The sequence below is a fragment of the Dictyobacter vulcani genome (assembly GCF_008974265.1).
Classification (GTDB): Bacteria; Chloroflexota; Ktedonobacteria; order Ktedonobacterales; family Ktedonobacteraceae; genus Dictyobacter; species Dictyobacter vulcani.
This window is the reverse complement of the sequence record NZ_BKZW01000001.1, coordinates 2,605,748-2,627,484: the sequence shown is the minus strand read 5'-3', so window position 1 is coordinate 2,627,484 and position 21,737 is coordinate 2,605,748. Positions and strand designations below refer to the sequence as shown.

The following is a 21,737-nucleotide window of genomic DNA, read 5'->3' as shown; positions in this document are numbered from 1 at the left end:
AGGTTCAAGACCTGCCGGTACGATTGCCTATTTGATGTTTATTTTGTTTCTTCTCATGTCATAGTATTGACAAGCTTAAAAATATATTACATAATGCAGATACTTTTGTTGATATTATTGATCAACAATATCACGAAGAGAAACGGCTTTTATCAATCATAAGAAGAAGTTGATGAAGATTTTTTTAAGGGAGGTTTAATTTTTTTTGAAAGGGAGGTAAAATTTTGAGAGAAAGCCGTCAAAAAACGCGTATATTTGTTGTGAGCATTTGTTTACTCTATTTTTCAGCGAAGGAGGCTTCATGAGCCACATCCGTAAGAAATCTGGATTACTAAGCATCGCAAGTATTTTTGGTGTTCTAGTCATGCTGCTGTCCGCATGTGGGACCAATGCAACCACAGATAAAGGTGGAAGCGCACAACCCCAGCTGGCGGCCAAACAGGTCTTTCGTACACCAGTCATTGGTGGCGACTTTGACACGCTCGATCCTGCTTTGACCTCAGGTGGCCTGGGAGATCCCTATAACCTTATTTTTACCGGTCTGGTTGCTGCCGACGATCAAGGCAACATCCATGATGAGCTGGCTGCATCCCATCAGGTCTCCAGCGATGGTTTGACCTATACCTTCAAACTGAAGCCCGGCTTGAAGTTCAGTGATGGCACCAAGCTGGATGCCAATGATGTGGCTTATAGCCTCAATCGCGTAATTGATCCTGCGACCAAGTCTCAGGTCAGTGTTTATTTAAACTTGCTCAAGGATTTTGACAAATTTTCTTCCGGCAAAGCCAAAACTTTGATCGGTGATAGCATTGTCGTGAAAGATGCGAACACGCTGGATCTGATCATCAGCAAGCCTGCTGCTTATTTCTTACAGGCGCTGAATTATTCGACCGGCGATGTTGTCAACAAGGCTTTAACCACTAAATATGGTGCTAGCTGGGTTGACCATCTGCAAGAGGGTGCCGGCAATGGTCCCTTCATGGTTAAGAGCTATAGCCACACCACGGGTCTGGTACTGGTTCCTAACAAAAACTACTTCGGCGGCAAACAGCCAAAATTACAGGAGATCGATTATACCATCACTGGTGACCGCGATAGCACCTTCAAATCCATGAAGGCCGGCCAGTTCGATAATGCTCCTGTCCCTCCTGCACTGGATAATGCCAACAGAACCCTGCCAGGCTACCAGGCTTCACCAGCGCTGGCGACCCGCTTCATTGGTATGAACTATCTGACCAAGCCTCTGAACAATATCAAGATCCGCCAGGCCCTTTCTCTGGCCCTGAACAAAGATCTGATCGTTGGTAGCATCATTGGTAAAACGGTCACCCCAAGCTATCACATCATCCCTGATGGTATCCCTGGCTACAATAAAGACCTCCAGGGAGTAGCTGGCGTCAATACGACCGCCGGTGACCAGACCAAAGCCAAAGATTTGTTCCAGCAAGGCCTGAAGGAAGAGGGTTATAAGAGTGCCAGCGATGTGCCTCAGTTGACCCTGTCATACTCCCAGTCCTACAAAGCTGGCGCAGATACCATGGCTGCGGTAGCCAATGAATGGAAGCAGGTATTGGGCTTCAATGTTAAATTGAATGCCGTCGAAGGCAACGAACTGATCAGCCAGGAATTCGCCACCAAAGGTAAAAATGGTCCGTTACAAATGTGGTATGGCTCCTGGGGTGCTGACTACCTGGATCCACAGGACTGGACCACGCTCTTCTTCGATAAAGGTGCCGATCACAATACCTTCAACTATGGTCAAAACCAATCATCAACGGCTGCTGCTCAGCAAGCGGTACAGGTTGAGCTCGAAAAAGCCGATGTCACCCCTGACCAGACGGCACGCATGAAGATGTATCAGGATGCGGAACAGAAACTCATCAATGATGTCCCCTTCATCACCACCTATCAGTCTTCCTACGGCTACCTGGTAAATCCTAAAGTCCATGGCTGGAAGATTTACCCACTTGGTAGCATGGCCGCTGAAGATTGGCTGGATGTCTACTTCGCCAAATAGTAGCGTTTAGCACTTAGACTGATTCGACTCCTGATACAATGCTCACGCAAGGAGGACCAGACATGGTTCTGGTCCTCCACTGCGAGAGCATCTTGCACATTAAAGAGGGCTCACGCATGACTCGATTTCTAGTCAAGCGCCTGGTAGGATTGATCTTTATTGTACTGGGCGTCACCTTCATCACCTTCATCCTCGGCTATTTCGCGCCGGGCGATCCGATTAAAGAATCCATGGGAGACCATTTTAATCCAGTGTTGTGGCAAAACCTGCGCCACGCGTACGGATTTGACCTGCCATGGTACCAGCAATATCTTAATTATCTGGTAAAGCTAGCACATTTTGATTTAGGCACCTCATTCCATCCTCAACAACGTCCTGTCTGGGATATCCTTAAAGATGGCGTCCCGATCTCCGTAGAGTTATCGTTGTGGGGCACGATCGTCACCCTCCTGATGGGTGTCCCGATCGGTATTATTGCCGCCATCAAAGCCAACACCTGGGTCGACACACTGAATATGGGTGTAGCCCTGGTCCTGTATGCGCTTCCTTCCTTTATCCTGGCCGTCTTTGTGCAGATCCTGGTGCTGTGGATCGACAAAACAGGTATCGGCTGGCCTGTCTCCGGCTGGGGCGAGTCCTGGCAGTATAGTTGGAGCGACCTGCAATATAAAATTGTGCCGATCCTGACCTATGGTGCCGCTGGCTATGCGTACTATGCGCGTCTGACCCGCTCCACGATGTTAGAGGTACTGCGGCAGGACTTCGTACGTACGGCCCGCGCCAAGGGTCTACCTGAAAGAACGGTAGTATTTCGCCATGCGTTACGGAACGCGATCATTCCCTTAATTACCGCGATTGGACTCCTACTCGGTCTGCTCGTCACCGGATCCTTCTTCATTGAAAATATTTTTAGTATTCCTGGTATCGCGAACATCACCGTTGCAGCCGTTTCACAACGGAACTATCCGGTCATTCAGGCTACGACCATCATGGTCGCTATTGGCGTTGTATTCGGCAACTTACTCTCAGATATCCTGTATGGCGTCGTCGATCCACGCATCAAGTCAGAGTAAAACGAAAAATATAATTCTACAAAAAAGAGAAAGCAAAATGGAGTAAGACGGACGATGGATAACAACGAGAAGGAGCTTATAGAAACGCCAGCAGACGTTTCCCAGACAGCTACAGATACAGCGCCCGAGACCACAGACAGTACTCCTGAGACTGTGGGAACAGCAACACAATCACATAATGATTCACACCGAGCCATAGACCTCGCCCCCGCCCCCGAGGTACTGGGACAAGAGACACTCGATGGTCCAGCCCTGGTTGAAGAGGATCCACTGGCTGAAGTCGCGACCATCCCGGATGAACTGCCTCCTGAAGCACAAAAAGAAGAGCGCAAGAAACATCCCAGCCCATTCCGTGAGTCGATGCAGCAGTTTCGCCGTGATAAACGCGCCATGATCAGTCTGGGCTTTGTAATATTTTTGATTGTACTGGCCCTGATTGGCCCTCCTATTTATCACCATATTGGTGGCACCTATCCCAGTGATCTCCAGGGTAAAATTGGACCCGATATCTACCATAGTTATGATCATCAAGAACTGACAAAGGTGAATCAAGGACCATCAGCACAATACTGGCTGGGTACCGATGCCCTCGGAGAGGATATGCTGGCACGCTTGATGCAGGGCCTGCTCATCTCGCTGACGGTAGCCTTCATGGTTGAAGTCGTAGATGTGGGACTGGGTGTCTCAATCGGCGTACTGGCAGGCTACTATGGCGGCTGGGTTGATCTACTCCTGGCACGCTTCACCGACCTGATCTTCGCCTTTCCGGGACTGCTCTTCGCCATCCTGCTGACGGGTATCTTTGGTCAAAGCGCCAATGACTATTTCGCCAAACTACCCCTGGTTGGTGGCTTCCTCAGTAACGGTAATGCCTCCCTGGTAATTGTCTCACTGGCACTGGCATTCGTCTCCTGGCCGATGATGGCCCGCTATGTACGTGGCCTGACCCTACAGATTAGAGAGCAACAATTCATCGAAGCCGCCCATACCGCCGGTACGCCCGACCTACGCATCATGTTCCGACATATCGTACCCAACCTGTTCAACATCGTCATCGTCACCTCAACGATGAGTATTGCCGGCACAATTATCGGTGAAGCCGGTCTGAGCCTGCTCGGTCTTGGCGTCACCCACCCTGGATCCAGTCTGGGACTCATGATCGCCGACGGTATGTCACTTCTGGAACTCTATCCCTGGGATACCATCTTCCCCACGCTGGTGCTGGCCGGAATTGTACTCTCAATCTCCTTTATCGGAGATGGCCTGCGTGACGCCTTTGATCCACGTTCCGTTGGCTAAAACTATGTAGTAGCGGCAGCGCTCGTCGCTGCGATCAGTTCACGTATGAGCAAGCAACCGCCACGTAACGGCAGCCTTCATGGCGGCCCTCTCTCCACGTATAAATATGCCACGTTGCTTATGAGGACGTGAACTGATCACAGCCGTGAAGGCTGCCGCTACACCGGAATTGTACTCTCAATCTCCTTTATCGGAGATGGCCTGCGTGACGCCTTTGATCCACGCTCCGTTGGCTAAAACTATGTAGTAGCGGCAGCGCTCGTCGCTGCGATCAGTTCACGTATGAGCAAGCAACCGCCACGTAACGGCAGCCTTCATGGCGGCCCTCTCTCCACGTATAAATATGCCACGTTGCTTATGAGGACGTGAACTGATCACAGCCGTGAAGGCTGCCGCTACACCGGAATTGTACTCTCAATCTCCTTTATCGGAGATGGCCTGCGTGACGCCTTTGATCCACGTTCCGTTGGCTAAAACTATGTAGTAGCGGCAGCGCTCGTCGCTGCGATCAGTTCACGTATGAGCAAGCAACCGCCACGTAACGGCAGCCTTCATGGCGGCCCTCTCTCCACGTATAAATATGCCACGTTGCTTATGAGGACGTGAACTGATCACAGCCGTGAAGGCTGCCGCTACACCGGAATTGTACTCTCAATCTCCTTCATCGGAGATGGCCTGCGTGACGCCTTTGATCCACGCTCCGTTGGCTAAAACTATGTAGTAGCGGCAGCGCTCGTCGCTGCGATCAGTTCACGTATGAGCAAGCAACCGCCACGTAACGGCAGCCTTCATGGCGGCCCTCTCTCCACGTATAAATATGCCACGTTGCTTATGAGGACGTGAACTGATCACAGCCGTGAAGGCTGCCGCTACACCGGAATTGTACTCTCAATCTCCTTTATCGGAGATGGCCTGCGTGACGCCTTTGATCCACGCTCCGCCAACTAAAATAAGCCCAACTATGTTCCACGTGACACACTCAAGAAGAGGCCCGGCAAGGTATAGTCGGGCTTCTTCTGTTACTGTATACGAATTCATCCAGGAGACAAGAAGCAGGTTTGTCAGACATTTTCTGCTAAATAATTCTGCTTGATACTATTGATATGGTGGAGAAAATGGCCAGCGATGTGATAAACAAAAGCTCCAACAGTTACACGGTGCTCATTCATAATACCAGAACGTTGAAGCGCATCTTCATCAAAGCTAATGAGCGTGTCTTGCTCCCAGAAGATCTATGTGTCGAGCTCCATCACGCTGTGATTATGTATTATTACCCTGGGAAATCATGATATAATAAAGCAAGAAATGAGAGATGTTTTGCATCAAAAGACCAATTTGAGCGAGGAATACGGTAATGGCAGCACATCCACAACGTTTATATATGACAGCAGAGCAATATCTTGCGTTTGATCGAGCCAGCGACACAAAATATGAATATCTCGATGGGGAAGCTGTAGCAATGTCAGGTGGCTCTGTCAATCATAGCCGTTTGGCTGGAAATCTTTTTTTTCTGTTGACCCAGGCACTGGGTACCAGAGGTCCATGCATTACCTACAATAGTGATATACGTGTCTTCGTTGCCAAACGGCAATACGTCTATCCAGATGTCACGGTCTCCTGTGATGAGAAGGATCATCGAGGAGAGCAGGATACTATCTTTTCTCCTCGCCTGGTTGTTGAGGTCATTTCGCCAAGCACAGAAGCCATTGACCGAGGGCGGAAGCTGAACTGGTATCGCAGCCATCCCAGCATTCAGGAATATATGCTCATCAATACGCGTATGCAAATGGTAGAAATTTTTAGCCGGGGAAATCCTGGCGACCCCTGGACATATCAAACCTATAGTGCTCATGAGACCTTTCAACTTGCCTGCCTTGATATCTCTCTGGTTGTAGATGATATCTATGCTGGTTTGCGCATTCCTCTCCCTGATACTCTGGTACAACAGGAAGATTGACCTTGACCCAATACGTTCCTAAAAGTAGTAAGTTATGGCTCAGAGGGGATGACGCTGGAGGCGACTGTATCATGGTCAAAGTTGTTGCAACCTCGATTAGTCATCTGGAACGCATTGTTGAGCAACTTTCCCTTTGCGGTCCAGCATCCACCTCGATCGTATACTCCAAACCGCTAGAGCGCCACACCATCACCCGCAAACTACTGGAGCGCGCAAAAGATCCAGAGGAGGAGCTATAAATCTGGACAGCTAACGTCTGCATGACCGCTTCTGACGTATTAAACAAGAATATCTTTAAGCGATCGTACATACTTTATAGAGAAAGGTCAGAGGAGGAAACGCTATGTGTGGCCGTTTTACGTTATTCCATAGTATCGACAATATAGCACAGGCATTTAACGTTGAGGTGCCCAAATCTATGCAACAGGCGCCACGCTATAATGTGGCTCCGACTCAGGATATTGTCACCATCCTGAATGATGGCACGACGCCCCAGCTGGAGCTATTGCGCTGGGGGCTGATTCCGTCCTGGGCTAAGGATGAGAGTATGGGGAGCAAGATGATTAATGCGCGAGCCGAGACGCTGGCCGAGAAGCCCAGCTTTAAGCGCCTGTTGCATAGTCGCCGCTGCCTGATCGTGGCCGATGGCTTTTATGAGTGGATGCAAGAGCCAGGCTCGAAACTAAAGACTCCGATGTATATCACGCTCAAGGACCATGCACCCTTCGCCTTCGCTGGACTCTGGGATAGCTGGAAGAATCCTGCGGGTGAGCAGATCCGCACCTGCACGATCATTACTACCAGTCCGAATGATGTCGTCTCTCCGATCCACAATCGCATGCCCGCCATCCTCTTACCGGAGGCACGTGCTGAGTGGCTGGATCCAAAACAGAAGGATGAGCGCTTCCTGCAAGAGCTCCTCAAGGCCTATCCAGCCCAGGAAATGGAGGCGCGTCCAGTTTCGCGCCGAGTCAATGATACACGCTATGATAACGCAGATTTAATTGCCTGAGCCAGCCTGGAGCGTAAGGTTACAGCGGGAGGCTGTCCTCAAAGCCAAAATTTCGTAGTATAATACTCCTAAGCCGATCAACATCGATGTTTTCAAAAGGAGTATTTTAATGGCAATTGCCCCCGGAACAACCCTAATCGACTATATTAGTCCGTCAACTTCATCACGGAGTAAGACCCTGCTGAAAGATGGAGCCCTGGTAGTTGGCACCAGCCTGTTAATGGCCTTATCCGCCCGCGCCAGTATCCAGTTGGGTTTTACTCCCATTCCGATAACGCTCCAGACCCTGGTCGTCATGCTCGCAGGCGCAACCCTCGGTAGTCGCCGTGGCGCGCTCGCCATGTTACTGTATTTAGCCGAAGGGGCCGCCGGACTACCAGTATTTGCCGGTGGTCTTAGTGGTTTATTCTATCTATTGTTAGCACCCAGCGCTGGCTACCTCTGGTCATACCCCATCGCCGCCTTTGTCGTTGGTTTCTTATGTGAGCGTGGTCTCGATCGTAGCTTCCTGACCTCGATCCTGGCTATGCTGCCTGGTACCGCCATTATCTATGCCTTTGGCGTCACCTGGCTAGCCCTGATCACGCATATGAGCTTTGGGAAAGCCATCGTCCTGGGTATGTTGCCGTTCCTTCCTGGTGACATCACCAAGATCATCGTTGCAGCTATCCTGATGCCACTCGCCTGGCTCATTGTCAGTCTCATCAAGCCAGCCCCCCGTAACAGAGGCTAAGCCAAACATTTCTCAATAGAAAGAAGCGCCCCGGATGGGACGCTTCTTTTTTTTCAGGGATGTTTCGTACGCGAAGAGGTCGCAGCCGCAAGGGCTGCCGCTACAGGCGGGATTGGACGCGGACGAGTTTGCGCTCGCCACCTTTGGAGATGCCGGCGAGGGAACGCAGGGCATCGATGGTTTCGGGCGCGTTACGGACAAATTCAACGCGGGCCGGTGCCAGCTTTTCTTTGAATTCTTCGACAGTCATGTCGTCCAGGAAGCGCGTTCCATCGTTGTCCAGCATAACACGGGGCAACAGGATCAGGTCGGCTAATGGACCATTCTCCAGCAGCGCATCCAGGACATCCTGGCCGCAGAGCAGTCCGGCAACGGTGATGCCGTCACCGAAGAATTTATTGACGACTGGCAAGACCTGGACATCCAGATTCTCGATCTTGTTGATGTCTTCCGCAAAACCCTGAATAACGGGATTGGCCATGGTGCTGGTAACGATGGTGACGTTGCGATGCTCAGGCATCAGCATTGGCAGGCGGCGCTTGCTGCGAGCCCACTGATCAATTAAGAAGCGAGTCATACCGACGCCATTCTCGATCTGCGCATACAGTCCATAGTGGCGGGCAGGCGGAAACTCGCGCTCCGTGATGAAGTACCATTCATCCGACAGATAGACAAAAGGATTCCCATCGGGATCGGCAGCCTCGAACTCGCGCTGATAGGCCTCAACCTGGTCGATGATCACTTCGGCTTCTTCACGTGTATAGCGGCGCAGCGTTGGCAGATCACCCATCTTCAGCATGTTATTATACTTGGTCAGACCCACTGGTACCGCTGAAATCGACTCCACAATCGGACGTAACGCGATCAGATCACGAATACTGCGATCCAGCAACTCGCCATCATTAAACTCAGGGCACAGCACCATCTGTGTATGACAGGTAATCCCCATCGAACCGAGGCGCTGAATATGCTCCAGAATATCACCGGCGCGTGGACCATCCACCATTCTACGGCGTGCATCTGGATCAGTCACATGGACCGACACATACATCGGAGTCAGCTTCTGCTCATCCAGCCGCTTCCAATCCTGTTCTTTGAGATTGGTCAGTGTAATAAAGTTGCCGAACAGAAACGAATAGCGGTAATCATCGTCCTTAATATAGAGGGAAGAACGCATACCGTGTGCCAGACCCGGCTGAGGCGCGAAGCGCTCGGGCAAGCCCTTAATAAAACAGAAGACACACTTATTCGCGCACTGGCGAATAAAGGGGGTTGGCTCCTCACCAAACAACACACCCAGGTTCTCATCAATGCCTTTAGTGACACTTACTTCATGTTGCTCTTGTTGACGATCATAGCCAATCACCAATTCTGAGTCAGCAACATAGAAGCGATAATCGACCAGATCGCGAATCATGTTTCCATTGATAGAGCGTACAAGGTCGCCTGGTTGTAGTCCCGCACGATCGGCAGGACTCTCGGGCACTACCTCACGCACCCATCCATACATTTTTGGCATTGGTTCATATCCTTAAAAAAGAGGGGAAAAACAGGGATGGCGGTAATCTGCATCCCCATGATAAACTGATAGCTATCATGGCATTATATCCTCTCCACCATTACTCGTCAAATTACATGCTCTATCATCCCTGGCTTTCCTGTTATGACTCCAAGCCATCAAAGAGTGATGGGGACGACTGGCCATTCTCCAGGCGCTTCCGTTCTTCCCGTTGAAGTTGCTGAATCGACTTATTTGGTGTTGGAAGATCTTCCGGGACTGTACCACTCTCCTGAATCATAAACCCACGAACTTGATGCCCCATGCGATGGTGCTCATTATTAGCTTGCTGCTTTTCCTTGATTCCTTTACGTTTAATGCTTTCATCCGTCTGAGTAATGCGGAAAAGATTCGCAGCCAACTCGGTCCCACCCATGTAATCCAGAATCTTTTGACTTTTCTTCAGCCCCTTTCGTGCATGAATATCCCTGGCACCCAGGCCTCCGTACAATCCCTTATATCCATGATCTTGCTCATCTTCCATCTTCACATACACCTTTCACTCTATTTTATCTTCTTCTATGGCATTTCGCATATTTATCTTCATCATACATCCAATACGCTTTTCTGGCAACCCTGAAAAAGGGGGAGAAGTGCTTATTTCATACTCATTTTGCGAACTATCTCATTGTGACAGAGTGATATGCTGGATATACTATCTTAAGAAATTAAAACAATTATGTTATAAATCAATGAAAGGTATAACAGATTGAAAAAACTGTCTTTCAGTCAACTGGCACTCGCCATCATGAGCATGTGTCTATTATGCTTCTTGTCTGCCTGCACTCAACAAGCGAACGCGAACAACAATGATAATGTGCCTTCATCTACACTTCCTAAAGCCACAGCAACCACAGGCGCTCCAAAGCTCCAGACCTATACGGCACAATACTTCACCGTTGGCTATCCGCAATCGTGGCAGGCCCAGCGTGGTCAGGGTGATACAGTCATCATCAGCTATCCAGCCTATAAAGCCAATTTTGTGGTTAGTGACCTCGCTACTAATTCTCCAGATGCCATGAACACAATACAGCAACACCTCGATATCCTGCTGATCAGACAGCACAGCGACTATAATGATTTTAAAACATACCCGGAAAGACACGCCATCATCGGCGGACAAGACTGGACATTCGTGTACTGGTCCGGCACCAACAAGAATAGTGGCAACAAATTCAAAGGTACCATTGGCGCCACCACCTATAAAGGAAAACGCTACATCATGGATTATTCATCCCTATTCAATGATTTCGATAATGTCTATAATGGCGGCTTCAAATTAATGGAAGATTCCTTCAAATTTAAAAATTGAGATAGCACATACTGTATCAAGGACTTTTTATAAAGATCATAGCGTGTCATAAAAAAGAGTTTTTTGAGAAATTTCGTAAATCTGTACAAATTGATATTGATTACCCTTGACTATGATGAGAAAAAAAGTTATGCTCTTACTAACGAAAGGAGGTGGTGTGCATGTATGAACAAAGTCGCTGCACAGGCAGCGTTGAATTCCACACCTTCCAGACGAGAGGGGTGAGACGCTAACGCGTCTTATCTACACCAGCTTTGGAGCTCGGTGCGGATTTTAAACCGACGTATTGGCCGGTAGTTCATTCTACCTGCCTGTGCAGTAATATCGGGACACTGACAGAAAGATTGATTTGTCAGTGTCCCGGTTTTTTTATACTACTAAGCCAGACTTTTTCCCGTTCCATCGAAGTGCGTCAAGGTATAGTGAAACACTTCCAGGCATTGTTGGTCATAAATGGATTTCTCGTATATTTTTGGCAAGTCATTCAGTACCCGTTGAATGGTATCCTGGACATTCCCGCTCGTCTCCTGCTTTTTCTGCCAATCGATGCCTATGTTTTCTCGATCAAGGGCGGCAAGTAATGCTCGGGTAGTTGCCTTTACTTTCTCTTTGTCTTCCACAGAAAGTTCTGGTCCCTGGCGGATGATCAAATCAAAGATAGCCAACCCTTCTTCACTTAAGCCTTCTCGTCTGGCACGCAATTCTTCTTCGTGCATTGTACGGGCGAAATCGATTAGTTCCTGGGGATAGAGGGCGTTAGGAGCGCTATTATCGTTGTTTCTATGGACAATCTGACCTAATTTCTCTTGATAATCCACACGAGTTGGATTTTGCTTGACCATCTGCTCTAGCTTTTGGACAAGTTGGCTGCGCAACTGTTCGGACTTGAGGTTGCAATGGCCTTCACGCATGGTTTTGGCGAGGGCATCATAGTCAATTTTACTCAGGTCAAAATGTCCAAGCGGCAGGTATGTTGGTGTAGCGGCCTCATATACAACCCCTGTGAGTCTGATGGAATCCGCCAGCAGATCTCTGGCTTGAACAAGTGCATCTTGAATGTCGGTACCGTTGCTGGCGGCAGCAATCTCCTCAGCTACTGTCTGCAGCAAGTAGACCCGTGGTCGGTACTGACCAGCCTGCTTATCTGGTAGGATAGCTTTGTACAGGTTGCTGACTTCGCTAGCATCTGAGAGATAGGACCATTTGCTCTCTTCACTTACCAGGAGACTGTCCGCCGTATCCATGATAATTGCGCGTCGCTCGTCGAGGGTTCTGGCTTTATCCAGGCGTTGCAGGGTGAGCGGAATATCAATGCTGTGCTGCTGACACAGAATTTCTGTCCGTGACAGGGCACTATCCAACTGCTTGATCAATTCACTTTTGTCACCTACCTGGATGTCTTTGGGCGCGTTAACGTCACTGGCAGCATAGATGGTGAGGGCTTTAAGGAGTTGATCAAATGAGCCAACGTAATCAATGATTAAGCCAGTAATCTTTTCCTGATCATAAACACGATTGGCGCGGGCTATCGTCTGCATCAGGGTATGCCCCTCCATCGGGCGGTCCAGGTAGATAGTGGAGAGGCAGGGAACGTCAAAACCTGTAATCCACATGCCACACACAAAGGCAATCCTCAGGGCTTTCTTGCCAGAATTTGGTAAGAGGCGCTGATTATCTTCACGCTTAAAGGCCTCTTCAAGGTTCTCATTACGCAAACGCCGCATATGAGGAGCAATATCCAATCCTAACTCGTCAAAACGCTTGTCGTCCGGCGTGATATCTGAGATGATGACAGCCATATCAGTATCGCGCATATAGATGATGCGTTTGGCGATGGCATCACGCTTAAGCAGATCTGGTTCACGCTGATGAAGTTCTTCTAAGCTGGCGATCTCTCTCTGCCAGATCCGCTGGACCTTCTCGTACATCCTGACAGTAGTTGGTTTGTCGATAGAAACAACCATAGCTTTACCCATGTAGCCACGCTGCATAAAATGGCTGACAATATCTTCAGCCACCCATTCCAGGCGATCATCCTGAGTGAGCAAGCCGTATTCCCTGAGCAACTGAGTGCTGAGTTTGCTCTCCTGCTCATCATTCAGTTGCCTGTCAATTACTAGCCGTTTCATGGCTTCGGCAAAATCTGGATTACTGAGCACCATCTCGGGAGTATGGTTTTCATAGAAGAGGGGGACAGTAATCCGATCTTTGATCGCATCTGAGAAATTATATACACTGACATATTCCCCAAATTTGGCACGTGTAGCCTGCTCTTCCTGTTGGATCAAAGGTGTGCCGGTGAAGCCAATAAAGGAGGCATTCGGTAGGCCATCAAGCATGTTCTGGGCAAAGGTAGCATATTGTGTGCGGTGGGCCTCATCGGCGAAGACAACAATATTTTGACGCGCTGAGAGTTGTCCATATGTCTGTCCAGGCTTTTCGGTACGAAATTTCTGGATCAGTGTAAAGACAATTTTATGGTTCTCGTACTGCAACATGCGCTGTAAATGCTGGCTATCGCTGGCGTGCGCCTGATTCTTTTTCTCTTCAACAACTCCGGCTCGTTGAAAGGTTTCATAGATCTGAGTGTCAAGATCTTCGCGGTCAGTGACAATCACAAAGGTCCAACCTCCAGGCAGCCTACGCTGGACCTTTTGTTCAAGAAAGGCCATGGAATAGCTTTTACCGCTTCCCTGGGTATGCCAGAAAACTCCCAGTTTCCCTTTAAATTCTTGATGCCTCTTGAGGCGTTCAAAGACTGCCTCAACACCTAGATACTGGTGGTTGCGCGCTATGATTTTAACGGTTTTCCCTCTTTCAGTACTGAATAGGGTGTAGTTCTCTACGATGTCTAACAAACGCTTCTGCGCGAACACACCTTCCAACATATGCTCAATGGATTCATCAAGCTCTTGATCCTGGGTGACCGTGTCCTCGGATTTGTTGTAGCGGCGATTCCACGCAAAGAAGAATTCCCAGTTAGCGGTGACACTACCAACTTTACTGGTATGACCATTGGATAGGATAATGCAGGCGTTATACCAGAAAAGGCGTGGAATGATCCGCTTGCACTCGCTAAGATCCTGGGTATACAGATCATATAAGCGGGCGACACGACAAAATGGCATCAGCAGCGGTAGCCCGTTGACAAAGCCCACCAGGTCCAGGCGTACCCGCCCAATCTCTCCACTAACATAGAAGTTTTTGAGCAGGAGAAAATCGTTCTTTTCTGGTTCATCCCAATTGATAATCCGGATAGAGCCAGCATCGTCTTCAACCTGCGGATCAGGCTGATTGCTCTTCCATCCTCCATTTGATTGACCAGTCGTGACTGTATAGCCGTCTTTAAGCCATTGATGGATCTGGTAGTTGGCCCCTATGTCTCCCAACAGACTAAGGTCACGTGTCAATTCAGCAAAAGCCTGCTTTAAAACTTGCTCAGACTTACCGGGATTGAGGGTACATAACGCACTCCATAGACGCTCTGGCAGGACAACCTCGCTGTCATATTGACGCTGTGTGACACTTAGTGGACCCCGATATTCGCTAGCGGCATCCGCTAAACTGTAGTCAAGTGCCAGAAACTGATCGACTGCTCGCTGGATAAGTTGCTGCTGGAAGTGTTCATAGTCAAAGGTTTGCGACGATGATTGCTGCATAATACCCTGCTACTTTCGTATTCCTTGCTTGCTGGACGCCTGGTAGCTGTGATTGGTCAGTTCAGAGTCAAAGAAATTATCATTGAGGACGTTCAAGATCTCATAGGGCTGCTTATTGTGGTACAGCATCTTTTTCTTGCCATCAACGATACGAAATTGGATTGGCCGCTTATATTTAGCAATGTGGCGCTCCAGATCATCAATGGTCAGGTTCTCTAGATAAGCGCCGACGGCAATATTTTTCAGGATACGAACTTTTGAGGGATGTGCCATACAATCCTGGTGAAAACGCGGAAAGTTCTGGATGATATCCATGGTTTTCAGACTGGCTAGCGTTTTCTCAGCGGCTTCATTCAAAGCATCCATATAGCGAAAGATGTTATAAAAGTTTTCTTTTTTGAAGACGAAGAGGTGATTTTTATAATGCAAACAATCAATATGGCGGTCAAAGAGCAGGGTTGGCTCTTCAATATATTTATAGTTATGGTCCTGCAGGCTTATACCAAAAAACGTGGATTCACGCAAAACCTGAGTCTCAGTATATTTACGATAAAAGTAGACCGGTGTCTGGCCTGGCTCTTGAACGAGGGTCGTGTAGAAACGTAAACCTTTGACTATAACGGACTCTTTTTGTTCAAAGTGGACCAGCCCTTGATAATTGGTGATAAGCTCAGTCAGCTGCTTACTTATCACATCATATTCGGTCCGATTAAGATCGATATACTCAATGACATGACTTTCAACAGGATCAACTGAAAACTCTTTCACAAACATATCGCCTGTTGCAAGGTGCTTCTGCATTGGTAGCAGCAAGTCTTTGATGGAGGCGCGGAAGACTTGTGTTGCAGACGCGTTGACATTAACCCGGCGATACGATGGTTTATCTACCTTGCCCTGCGTAGAGGCCAAACAAAGGTCCAGGTTACATTGATCCAGGGGCAAACTTACAATTTCTCTTAAGACCTGGGTTGCTGTCTCTAATTCTTCTGCGGTCATCTGGTGAGTGTTTTTTATGGCTACCATCAGGTACGCTTTCACTTTCTAGCGGATTGGCTCACATCAAAGTCCATGAGCCAGAACCACATCGGCTGGCTTATCATAGGTAATAAGCAAGAGGATAATGGAAAATGCAACCGGATTTTAGTGCTCAAAGAAGATATCATCACTCAAACGGATGTAGGTGATCAATTCTCCACGTACAACGCGTTTACGGGCCAGATAGTAATACTCTAGCTCGCTGCTGCCCTCGATCTCAATAGCATAGAGATGAAATCCGAGCATGTTAAGCATGGGATTAATGTAGATCATGTTTGAACTGACGTAGACGATCAGTAAAACGAGCAGAAAGACCACCAGGGCAAGTACCTGGGGAATGAGGATTTGACCTTTATCATTATCAATGGAAAAGGTGACAAAAGGAATCAGATAGCTGGCGATATAGCCCATACTGGCTTCGTCCTTGCGCGCAACTTTGGTTACTTTTACGGTCGTATCCGAGAACGTTTTGTACGCATACACAAAGTAGACAATGGAGAACAGCAAGGACAGCAGGCTAGCAATGCCCACCCATAGAGAAAGCCAGAAATGCTTCTGATACCACAACACACTAAAGATGAGAAACAATGGAAAGTAGGAACTCAAAAACAGAAAAACGCGTACAGGACTCGTTGGCATTCCCCCATGCCCTCCTCTACCTCTGAATCGCTTAAAACTGAATCATAGTCAAGTATAGCTTATTTTCTCTCTATCATCAATTGTGACCCTGACTTCCTATTAAGAAGAAAAATCACCTATAGAGGAAAACGCAGTAACGGGTGCAGGATCAAAAAGAGCACTCACCAACCCTTATTGATCCCACAACGAATGCCATGTCAAACTCTTTGTATCAATTGGTCGCATAGGCTCAACCTGCGCCCCCACCGCAGCCATCGCCAGTTCCTCACCCTTATCTACCACTTCCTCTACCGGGCTGTCCTCCACCCACGAAGAAACATCTATCTCGCCCGAAATCAACCTCGGCAACAACAAATCACGCGTATAGCGCAGGTTGGCATTCCTTTTTAATAAGTTCTCAACATCTAACAAAAGAGATATAACACTATCTTCAAAAGCTATAATCATCTCTTCATTCGGATAAATAAGCTCAACACCATTTATTTCCTCTTTTGTTACCGCTTTAAAAATAGATCCATTTCCGATGATATCTTCTTCTTGAAATTTATCTTTCAACAATTGAAACATAAATCGCTGATGTCCACTTTTACTACAAATTGCACTAATTCCTCTGCCAATTACAATTTTTTTGTTGGCTATGTTAATCCGTCCAACAGGAGCACGAACGCTAAATAAAATGTCACCTGGATGTGCGACTCTACCATCGTAAGTACAATAAACACGATCTGAAGGAAAGAGTTTTCCAAAATCAGTTACACCTTGATGAAATGGTAAGCCATCGCCTTCAACATTATAAAATTGGGAACTTGGTGATTGCCCCATAGTAATAGAACAAACATCACCCAACTTCACCACATCCCATCCCTCGGGTATCATACCCAGTGGTGATTCGACCATATTTACGTTTTCGTGGCCAGGAAAACGGAAGTTGACAAACCATTCCTGGTAGAGCATACGTGCCATCTCTTCCAAAATAGCAATGCGCCGCGTATTATTCTCAATCAAATCATCATAGGCCGACAGAATACCAGCAATCTTCTTTTGCTCATGAATCGAAGGTGCTATGATATGCATTTTACGCTGATCACTTAAGCTCACATAATCAGCCATAGTTGTAAGGCTTTTTACTTTATGAACCAATGAAAAAAAATAGGGTCCTTGCATCCAATAATACAGATAAAGTGGGTCTACAATTGTTGCATCTTTGACGCGCCAGTAACACAATTGGGGAGAGTATACAAACTGCGGTGTTGAAGGTTTCACAAAAGCAAACCTACCGATAGTGCCTTTTGATGTAAATACTACATCACCCGGAATAGAGATCTTATTTCCTGCTTTTTGGACACTATGAGATGCAAGAACATCAGCACTATCAAAATGAAAACCGTTATTAATATTTCCAGCTCTAGCAAAAGGCAATCCATCTATGCCCATTTCGCTATTTTTAGCACGATACCCATCCCCTATCTCTAGAGTATCCTTAGCAATTAAATTACTGGTTTCCCAAATATACCAACCTTCACGCATAGCCTTACTCTTCATCCTCTTCTAGCAAACGGTTCACATCTTCGCTGATTTGCGCTTCTAAATTATGGGCCTCGGTATTCAGGGTTTCAAGTTCTTCGTTAAGTTCCTGGAGCTTTTCTTTGAAGATAAAGTCGTCGGGGGCACGTTCGGCTACGCCTACGTAGCGGCCGGGATTGAGACTCCAGCCTTGCTTTTTGATCTCTTCGATGCTGGCAACTTTACAGCGTCCGGCGATATCAACATACACACCATCGGGAAAATTGGCCTTGACAAGTCCTTCACTTCCCTTACTATATTCTGGCTGCTCACCTCGATAGAGGCGTACAATGTTGGCGATATATTCAATCTGCTCTGGTGTAAACTCACGGTGGGCGCGATCAATCTGATGGAAGATGTCACGGGCGTCGATAAAGAGAACGCGGTCACGTCGCTCGCCATCGCGTTTGCCTTTGTCGAGGAACCAGAGGGTACAGGGGAGGGTAACGGTATAGAAGAAATTTGAGCCAACCGAGATCATTACATCGACGCTATAGTCTTCGATCAAGTGCTGGCGCACTTCTTGTTCCGAGGAACGCGCATCACTGGCCGAGTTTGGCATCACAAAGCCAGCACGACCTGTTTTCTTGAGGGCGCTATAAAACATCTGTATCCACAGATAGTTGCCATTATCAACACGAGGAACGCCAAAGGGATAGCGGCTCTTGTCCAGGCGAGCCTTCTCCACACCATTCACGTTAAATGGAGGATTAGCCATCACATAATCAAAGCGCCCGACCGTATCATGATGATCCTCATAATAGCTATTGCCATCTTTAATATCGCCAGCCAGTCCATGGACAGCCAGATTCATCTTACACAGCCGCGCCGTACCCAACGTCTTTTCCTGCCCGTAAATAGAGATATCACGATTAGGATTTCCCTCACGATTATGTTCACGGACAAACTGCGCACTCTGCACAAACATACCACCCGAGCCACAAGCGGGATCCAGGATCATCCCCTGGAATGGCTCGATAATCTCCACAATTAGCTTGACCAGTGAGGTCGGCGTATAAAACTCCCCACCATGCTGCCCCTCTTTCAAGGCAAACTTGCTCAAAAAATATTCATAGATACGCCCAAACGGATCGCCTTCCATATCTGGATCAAAAGGGATAATCGAGAAGCCACGTAACAATCCACCCAGGGTCCGGTTATCTAGATTGGTGTAGCCCTGTGTCGGCAAAGAACCACTCAAATCAGGATTCTTCGCCTCGATCAAGGTCATTGCCTTATTCACCGCCTCGGGCCGTTGATCGTTATCCGTCAATCCAAGCAAATAGTCATACTGCGCCTCAGGCTCCAAATAGATCGCTCCCCGAGCATGATAAGCTGGTGGTCCAGGTATATAGCGACTCCCCGGCTCCTGTTCTGCCTCTAACTCAGCCTTCACCTTTTGAAACTTATTATCAGCAAACTTCAAAAAGATCAAGCCCAACACCGGCACAGAATACTCCGACGCCCGCAAATGCGTATTGGCCCGTAGAGCATCTGCCGATTCCCACAACCTGTTCTCAATCTCAAAAATATCTGGTAACACAGCACGATTCCTTTCTAACCATGGAAATGCACTACAAGTATAGCAGAATTCGAACAGACATAGAAGACACTCTCGCGTGTGGCGATCACAACCCCACGCTATGGAATTAGGATTATCCCCTAACCGAAACATATTAGCCACCAGCGCTGCCGGTACGAGGGGAATCTTGATTTTATATATTTTTTGGCTTACGTTATATAAAATATGCATTTATTGAAATAAATCTTTTTAAAGAGGAGCAGGGAGTGCTTTCAGCTGAAATTTTTTGCGCTAATTGTGGGGCAGCCAATCAGCCACAGGATACTCATTGTTTCGCCTGCCATGAGCCACTACAGCAGACTACGGCGACGACACCAATAAAGACGACTCAGGCGACTCACCTGCTCCGCCAGCGGTATCGGGTGCTGGAGCGACTGGGACAGGGTGGCATGGGTTCGGTGTATCGGGCGGAGGATACGGAGCTGGGCAATCGGCCGGTGGCGATTAAGGAGCTCAGTCAGAAAGGTCTCAATCAGCAGGAGTCGCAGGAGGCGGAGGAGTCTTTTAAGCATGAGGCGCTGCTGCTGGCTGGCTTGATGCATCCTAATCTTCCGCGCATCTATGAGAATTTTAGTGAGGCGGGTCGCTGGTATCTGGTGATGGATTTCATTGAAGGGGAGACGCTGGAAGATTATCTGGCGAAGCATGGCGGCAAGTTGCCGTGGCCCGAGGTCTATGAGATCTGTATGCAGCTCTGCGCGGTCCTGCAGTATCTGCATACACGTCCGACGCCGATCGTGTTTCGCGATCTGAAGCCGATGAATGTGATGATAACGCCAAATCGTCAGGTCTATCTGATCGATTTTGGCATTGCCCGCCTGTTTAAGCCGGGTCAGGCGCACGATACGATCGCGTTTGGCTCACCTGGCTACGCCGCGCCAGAGCAATATGGCAAGGCCCAGACGCGGCCCAATGCCGATATCTATAGTCTGGGAGCAATGCTACATCAGATGCTAAGTGGGACCGACCCTGCGAGTACGCCGTTTGCTTTTAGCAAGATCCCTGGTATTCCGGCCTCGCTACAGGCTCTGCTCGATCAGATGCTGGACCTGAATGCCGGACAGCGCATTGCTTATGTCGAGATGGTGAAGGAGTATCTGCAAAGAGTCAATACAAAAAATTCCTCCTTGCTCTCAGCACGCATGCCGTCTACGCCTGCCCGAACAACACCTGTCGCTAAACCATCAACACCTGCGCCTGTCTCTACTCCAGTTCAAACCAGCCCAACTACCAGTCCCACTCCACTCTATACGCCTACAGCACTCACCGCTATGCCAGCCACGCCCCCGCCATCAATGATCTATACATCAGGCACATTCAGTCCCGATGCCGCCACCCTGGCGGCCAGTATTCCACAGCCTCAGCCCCTGGTGAATACTGACTATGTCGGTAAAGTCATTTGTAGATATCCCGGCCATATGGATGTGGTCACCTCGATTGCCTGGTCGCCATATAGTAAACAGATCGCTTCAGCCAGTTACGACAAAACCGTCCAGATCTTGGATATCAATAATAAACAGATGCATGTCCGGTATTCTGGTAACCTGAATAACTGGAAAACCAGGCGCATACAGGCCGTGGCCTGGTCACCGAGCGGTAAGTTGCTCGCATCCGCCAGCGATGACGGCATCATTCAGGTCTGGGACAGCCAATCCTTACAGACACAGTACACGTACAAAAACCACAAAGCTGGCGTACATGCATTGGCCTGGTCGCCTGATGGTAGTGTGCTAGCTTCGGCCAGTAAAGATCAGCTCGATATCTGGAATCCAGCTAATGGTGAAACTATCTTCAGTATGGGTCCAACTTATGGCGAGATCCAGGCCTTAACCTGGTCACCGGATACTACTCATATCGCTATCAGCTATCAGCAACCCACCATCGAAGTGCGGCGCCTATCGCTCCAGGACAGGACTCAACGGCTCGAAGCTATCTATTCCGGCCATCGTGGGAGCGTCACGCAGATAGCCTGGTCGCCCGATGGACAGTATATTGCCTCCGGCAGCAGCGATAAAACGGTACAGGTCTGGGAGTTAGCTAGCAGGAAACGTGTTGCTATCTATGCAGGTCATACGAGAGCCATCTACGCCCTGGCCTGGTCGCCTGATAGTCAGTATATCGTATCCAGTAGCGCTGACGGTACGATCCACATCTGGGATGCCCTGGACGCAGAGGAGGTATTTACCCACCCCAGCTATAATCCCACCATACACGCCGTCGCCTGGTCTCCTGACGGCAAATACATCGCCTCAGCCGCCCACAGCAGCGTCCTCGTCTGGCAAGCCCCGTAATTTCGAG

16 protein-coding genes are annotated in these 21,737 nt (G+C 48.5%); 9 read left to right on the top strand and 7 right to left on the bottom strand.

Translation table 11 applies throughout. From position 1 onward, the window contains the following. The first annotated feature begins 301 nt into the window (after nt 1-301). The 7 genes from KDW_RS10990 to KDW_RS10965 all read left to right on the top strand — a co-directional run bounded on the left by KDW_RS10990 (nt 302) and on the right by KDW_RS10965 (nt 8,091). Nucleotides 302-2,017 (top strand): peptide ABC transporter substrate-binding protein, encoded by a 1,716-nt coding sequence (locus tag KDW_RS10990; protein WP_151755986.1) that lies wholly within the window; start codon nt 302-304, stop codon nt 2,015-2,017. Between the two features lie 62 nt (nt 2,018-2,079). Next, nucleotides 2,080-3,090, top strand: a complete 1,011-nt coding sequence (locus KDW_RS10985; protein WP_233097671.1) for an ABC transporter permease — start codon at nt 2,080-2,082, stop codon at nt 3,088-3,090. 54 nt (nt 3,091-3,144) lie between these two features. Beyond that, on the top strand, nt 3,145-4,389 hold the full coding sequence (locus KDW_RS10980; protein WP_151755985.1) for an ABC transporter permease: 1,245 nt from the start codon (nt 3,145-3,147) through the stop codon (nt 4,387-4,389). 1,354 nt (nt 4,390-5,743) lie between these two features. Next, nucleotides 5,744-6,346 (top strand): Uma2 family endonuclease, encoded by a 603-nt coding sequence (locus KDW_RS10975; RefSeq protein WP_151755984.1) that lies wholly within the window; start codon nt 5,744-5,746, stop codon nt 6,344-6,346. Nucleotides 6,347-6,417: 71 nt separating this feature from the next. Then, the gene (locus tag KDW_RS31665) at nt 6,418-6,585 is read left to right on the top strand and encodes a hypothetical protein (RefSeq protein ID WP_162005137.1); all 168 of its coding nucleotides are present in this window, start codon (nt 6,418-6,420) and stop codon (nt 6,583-6,585) included. 104 nt (nt 6,586-6,689) lie between these two features. Further along, nucleotides 6,690-7,358 (top strand): SOS response-associated peptidase, encoded by a 669-nt coding sequence (locus KDW_RS10970; RefSeq protein ID WP_151755983.1) that lies wholly within the window; start codon nt 6,690-6,692, stop codon nt 7,356-7,358. 109 nt (nt 7,359-7,467) lie between these two features. Next, entirely contained in the window at nt 7,468-8,091 is a 624-nt protein-coding gene (locus KDW_RS10965) for a biotin transporter BioY (RefSeq protein WP_151755982.1), read from the top strand. A gap of 100 nt (nt 8,092-8,191) precedes the next feature. On the opposite strand, the gene KDW_RS10960 is transcribed toward KDW_RS10965, so the two are convergent. Together KDW_RS10960 and KDW_RS10955 are read right to left on the bottom strand one after the other, a co-directional pair. Next, a complete protein-coding gene (locus tag KDW_RS10960; protein ID WP_151755981.1) occupies nt 8,192-9,610 on the bottom strand; it encodes a DUF512 domain-containing protein in 1,419 nt (472 codons plus the stop codon). 142 nt (nt 9,611-9,752) lie between these two features. Continuing rightward, nucleotides 9,753-10,133: a hypothetical protein gene (locus tag KDW_RS10955; RefSeq protein WP_151755980.1), complete on the bottom strand. Its 381-nt coding sequence runs from the start codon at nt 10,131-10,133 to the stop codon at nt 9,753-9,755. A 225-nt stretch (nt 10,134-10,358) separates the two neighbouring features. Between KDW_RS10955 and KDW_RS10950 the strand changes: the two genes are divergently transcribed. Then, nucleotides 10,359-10,961, top strand: coding sequence for a hypothetical protein (locus KDW_RS10950; RefSeq protein ID WP_151755979.1), 603 nt, complete (start codon nt 10,359-10,361; stop codon nt 10,959-10,961). Nucleotides 10,962-11,338: 377 nt separating this feature from the next. Here the strand turns inward: KDW_RS10950 and KDW_RS10945 are convergent, their stop codons facing one another. From KDW_RS10945 to KDW_RS10925, 5 genes are all read right to left on the bottom strand, one after another. Continuing rightward, nucleotides 11,339-14,620: a type I restriction endonuclease subunit R gene (locus tag KDW_RS10945; RefSeq protein ID WP_151755978.1), complete on the bottom strand. Its 3,282-nt coding sequence runs from the start codon at nt 14,618-14,620 to the stop codon at nt 11,339-11,341. A 9-nt stretch (nt 14,621-14,629) separates the two neighbouring features. After that, nucleotides 14,630-15,643: a Kiwa anti-phage protein KwaB-like domain-containing protein gene (locus KDW_RS10940; protein WP_151755977.1), complete on the bottom strand. Its 1,014-nt coding sequence runs from the start codon at nt 15,641-15,643 to the stop codon at nt 14,630-14,632. 117 nt (nt 15,644-15,760) lie between these two features. Continuing rightward, nucleotides 15,761-16,294, bottom strand: coding sequence for a KwaA family protein (locus tag KDW_RS10935; protein WP_151755976.1), 534 nt, complete (start codon nt 16,292-16,294; stop codon nt 15,761-15,763). Nucleotides 16,295-16,465: 171 nt separating this feature from the next. Next, nucleotides 16,466-17,821 carry a restriction endonuclease subunit S gene (locus tag KDW_RS10930; protein WP_162005136.1) on the bottom strand — a complete coding sequence of 452 codons (1,356 nt, stop codon included), beginning with the start codon at nt 17,819-17,821 and terminating at the stop codon, nt 16,466-16,468. A 4-nt stretch (nt 17,822-17,825) separates the two neighbouring features. Then, the gene (locus KDW_RS10925) at nt 17,826-19,400 is read right to left on the bottom strand and encodes a type I restriction-modification system subunit M (RefSeq protein ID WP_198925247.1); all 1,575 of its coding nucleotides are present in this window, start codon (nt 19,398-19,400) and stop codon (nt 17,826-17,828) included. Nucleotides 19,401-19,645: 245 nt separating this feature from the next. Here KDW_RS10925 and KDW_RS10920 point away from each other — a divergent pair, with 245 nt between their 5' ends. Then, nucleotides 19,646-21,730: a serine/threonine-protein kinase gene (locus KDW_RS10920; protein WP_151755973.1), complete on the top strand. Its 2,085-nt coding sequence runs from the start codon at nt 19,646-19,648 to the stop codon at nt 21,728-21,730. Nucleotides 21,731-21,737: the final 7 nt, after the last annotated feature.

What these genes read in the sequence shown, in the direction of transcription:
- KDW_RS10990 (WP_151755986.1), top strand. Translation starts at nt 302, where the DNA reads ATGAGCCACATCCGTAAGAAATCTGGATTACTAAGCATCGCAAGTATT.
- KDW_RS10985 (WP_233097671.1), top strand. Translation starts at nt 2,080, where the DNA reads ATGGTTCTGGTCCTCCACTGCGAGAGCATCTTGCACATTAAAGAGGGC.
- KDW_RS10980 (WP_151755985.1), top strand. Translation starts at nt 3,145, where the DNA reads ATGGATAACAACGAGAAGGAGCTTATAGAAACGCCAGCAGACGTTTCC.
- KDW_RS10975 (WP_151755984.1), top strand. Translation starts at nt 5,744, where the DNA reads ATGGCAGCACATCCACAACGTTTATATATGACAGCAGAGCAATATCTT.
- KDW_RS31665 (WP_162005137.1), top strand. Translation starts at nt 6,418, where the DNA reads ATGGTCAAAGTTGTTGCAACCTCGATTAGTCATCTGGAACGCATTGTT.
- KDW_RS10970 (WP_151755983.1), top strand. Translation starts at nt 6,690, where the DNA reads ATGTGTGGCCGTTTTACGTTATTCCATAGTATCGACAATATAGCACAG.
- KDW_RS10965 (WP_151755982.1), top strand. Translation starts at nt 7,468, where the DNA reads ATGGCAATTGCCCCCGGAACAACCCTAATCGACTATATTAGTCCGTCA.
- KDW_RS10960 (WP_151755981.1), bottom strand. Translation starts at nt 9,610, where the DNA reads ATGCCAAAAATGTATGGATGGGTGCGTGAGGTAGTGCCCGAGAGTCCT.
- KDW_RS10955 (WP_151755980.1), bottom strand. Translation starts at nt 10,133, where the DNA reads ATGGAAGATGAGCAAGATCATGGATATAAGGGATTGTACGGAGGCCTG.
- KDW_RS10945 (WP_151755978.1), bottom strand. Translation starts at nt 14,620, where the DNA reads ATGCAGCAATCATCGTCGCAAACCTTTGACTATGAACACTTCCAGCAG.
- KDW_RS10940 (WP_151755977.1), bottom strand. Translation starts at nt 15,643, where the DNA reads ATGGTAGCCATAAAAAACACTCACCAGATGACCGCAGAAGAATTAGAG.
- KDW_RS10935 (WP_151755976.1), bottom strand. Translation starts at nt 16,294, where the DNA reads ATGCCAACGAGTCCTGTACGCGTTTTTCTGTTTTTGAGTTCCTACTTT.
- KDW_RS10930 (WP_162005136.1), bottom strand. Translation starts at nt 17,821, where the DNA reads ATGCGTGAAGGTTGGTATATTTGGGAAACCAGTAATTTAATTGCTAAG.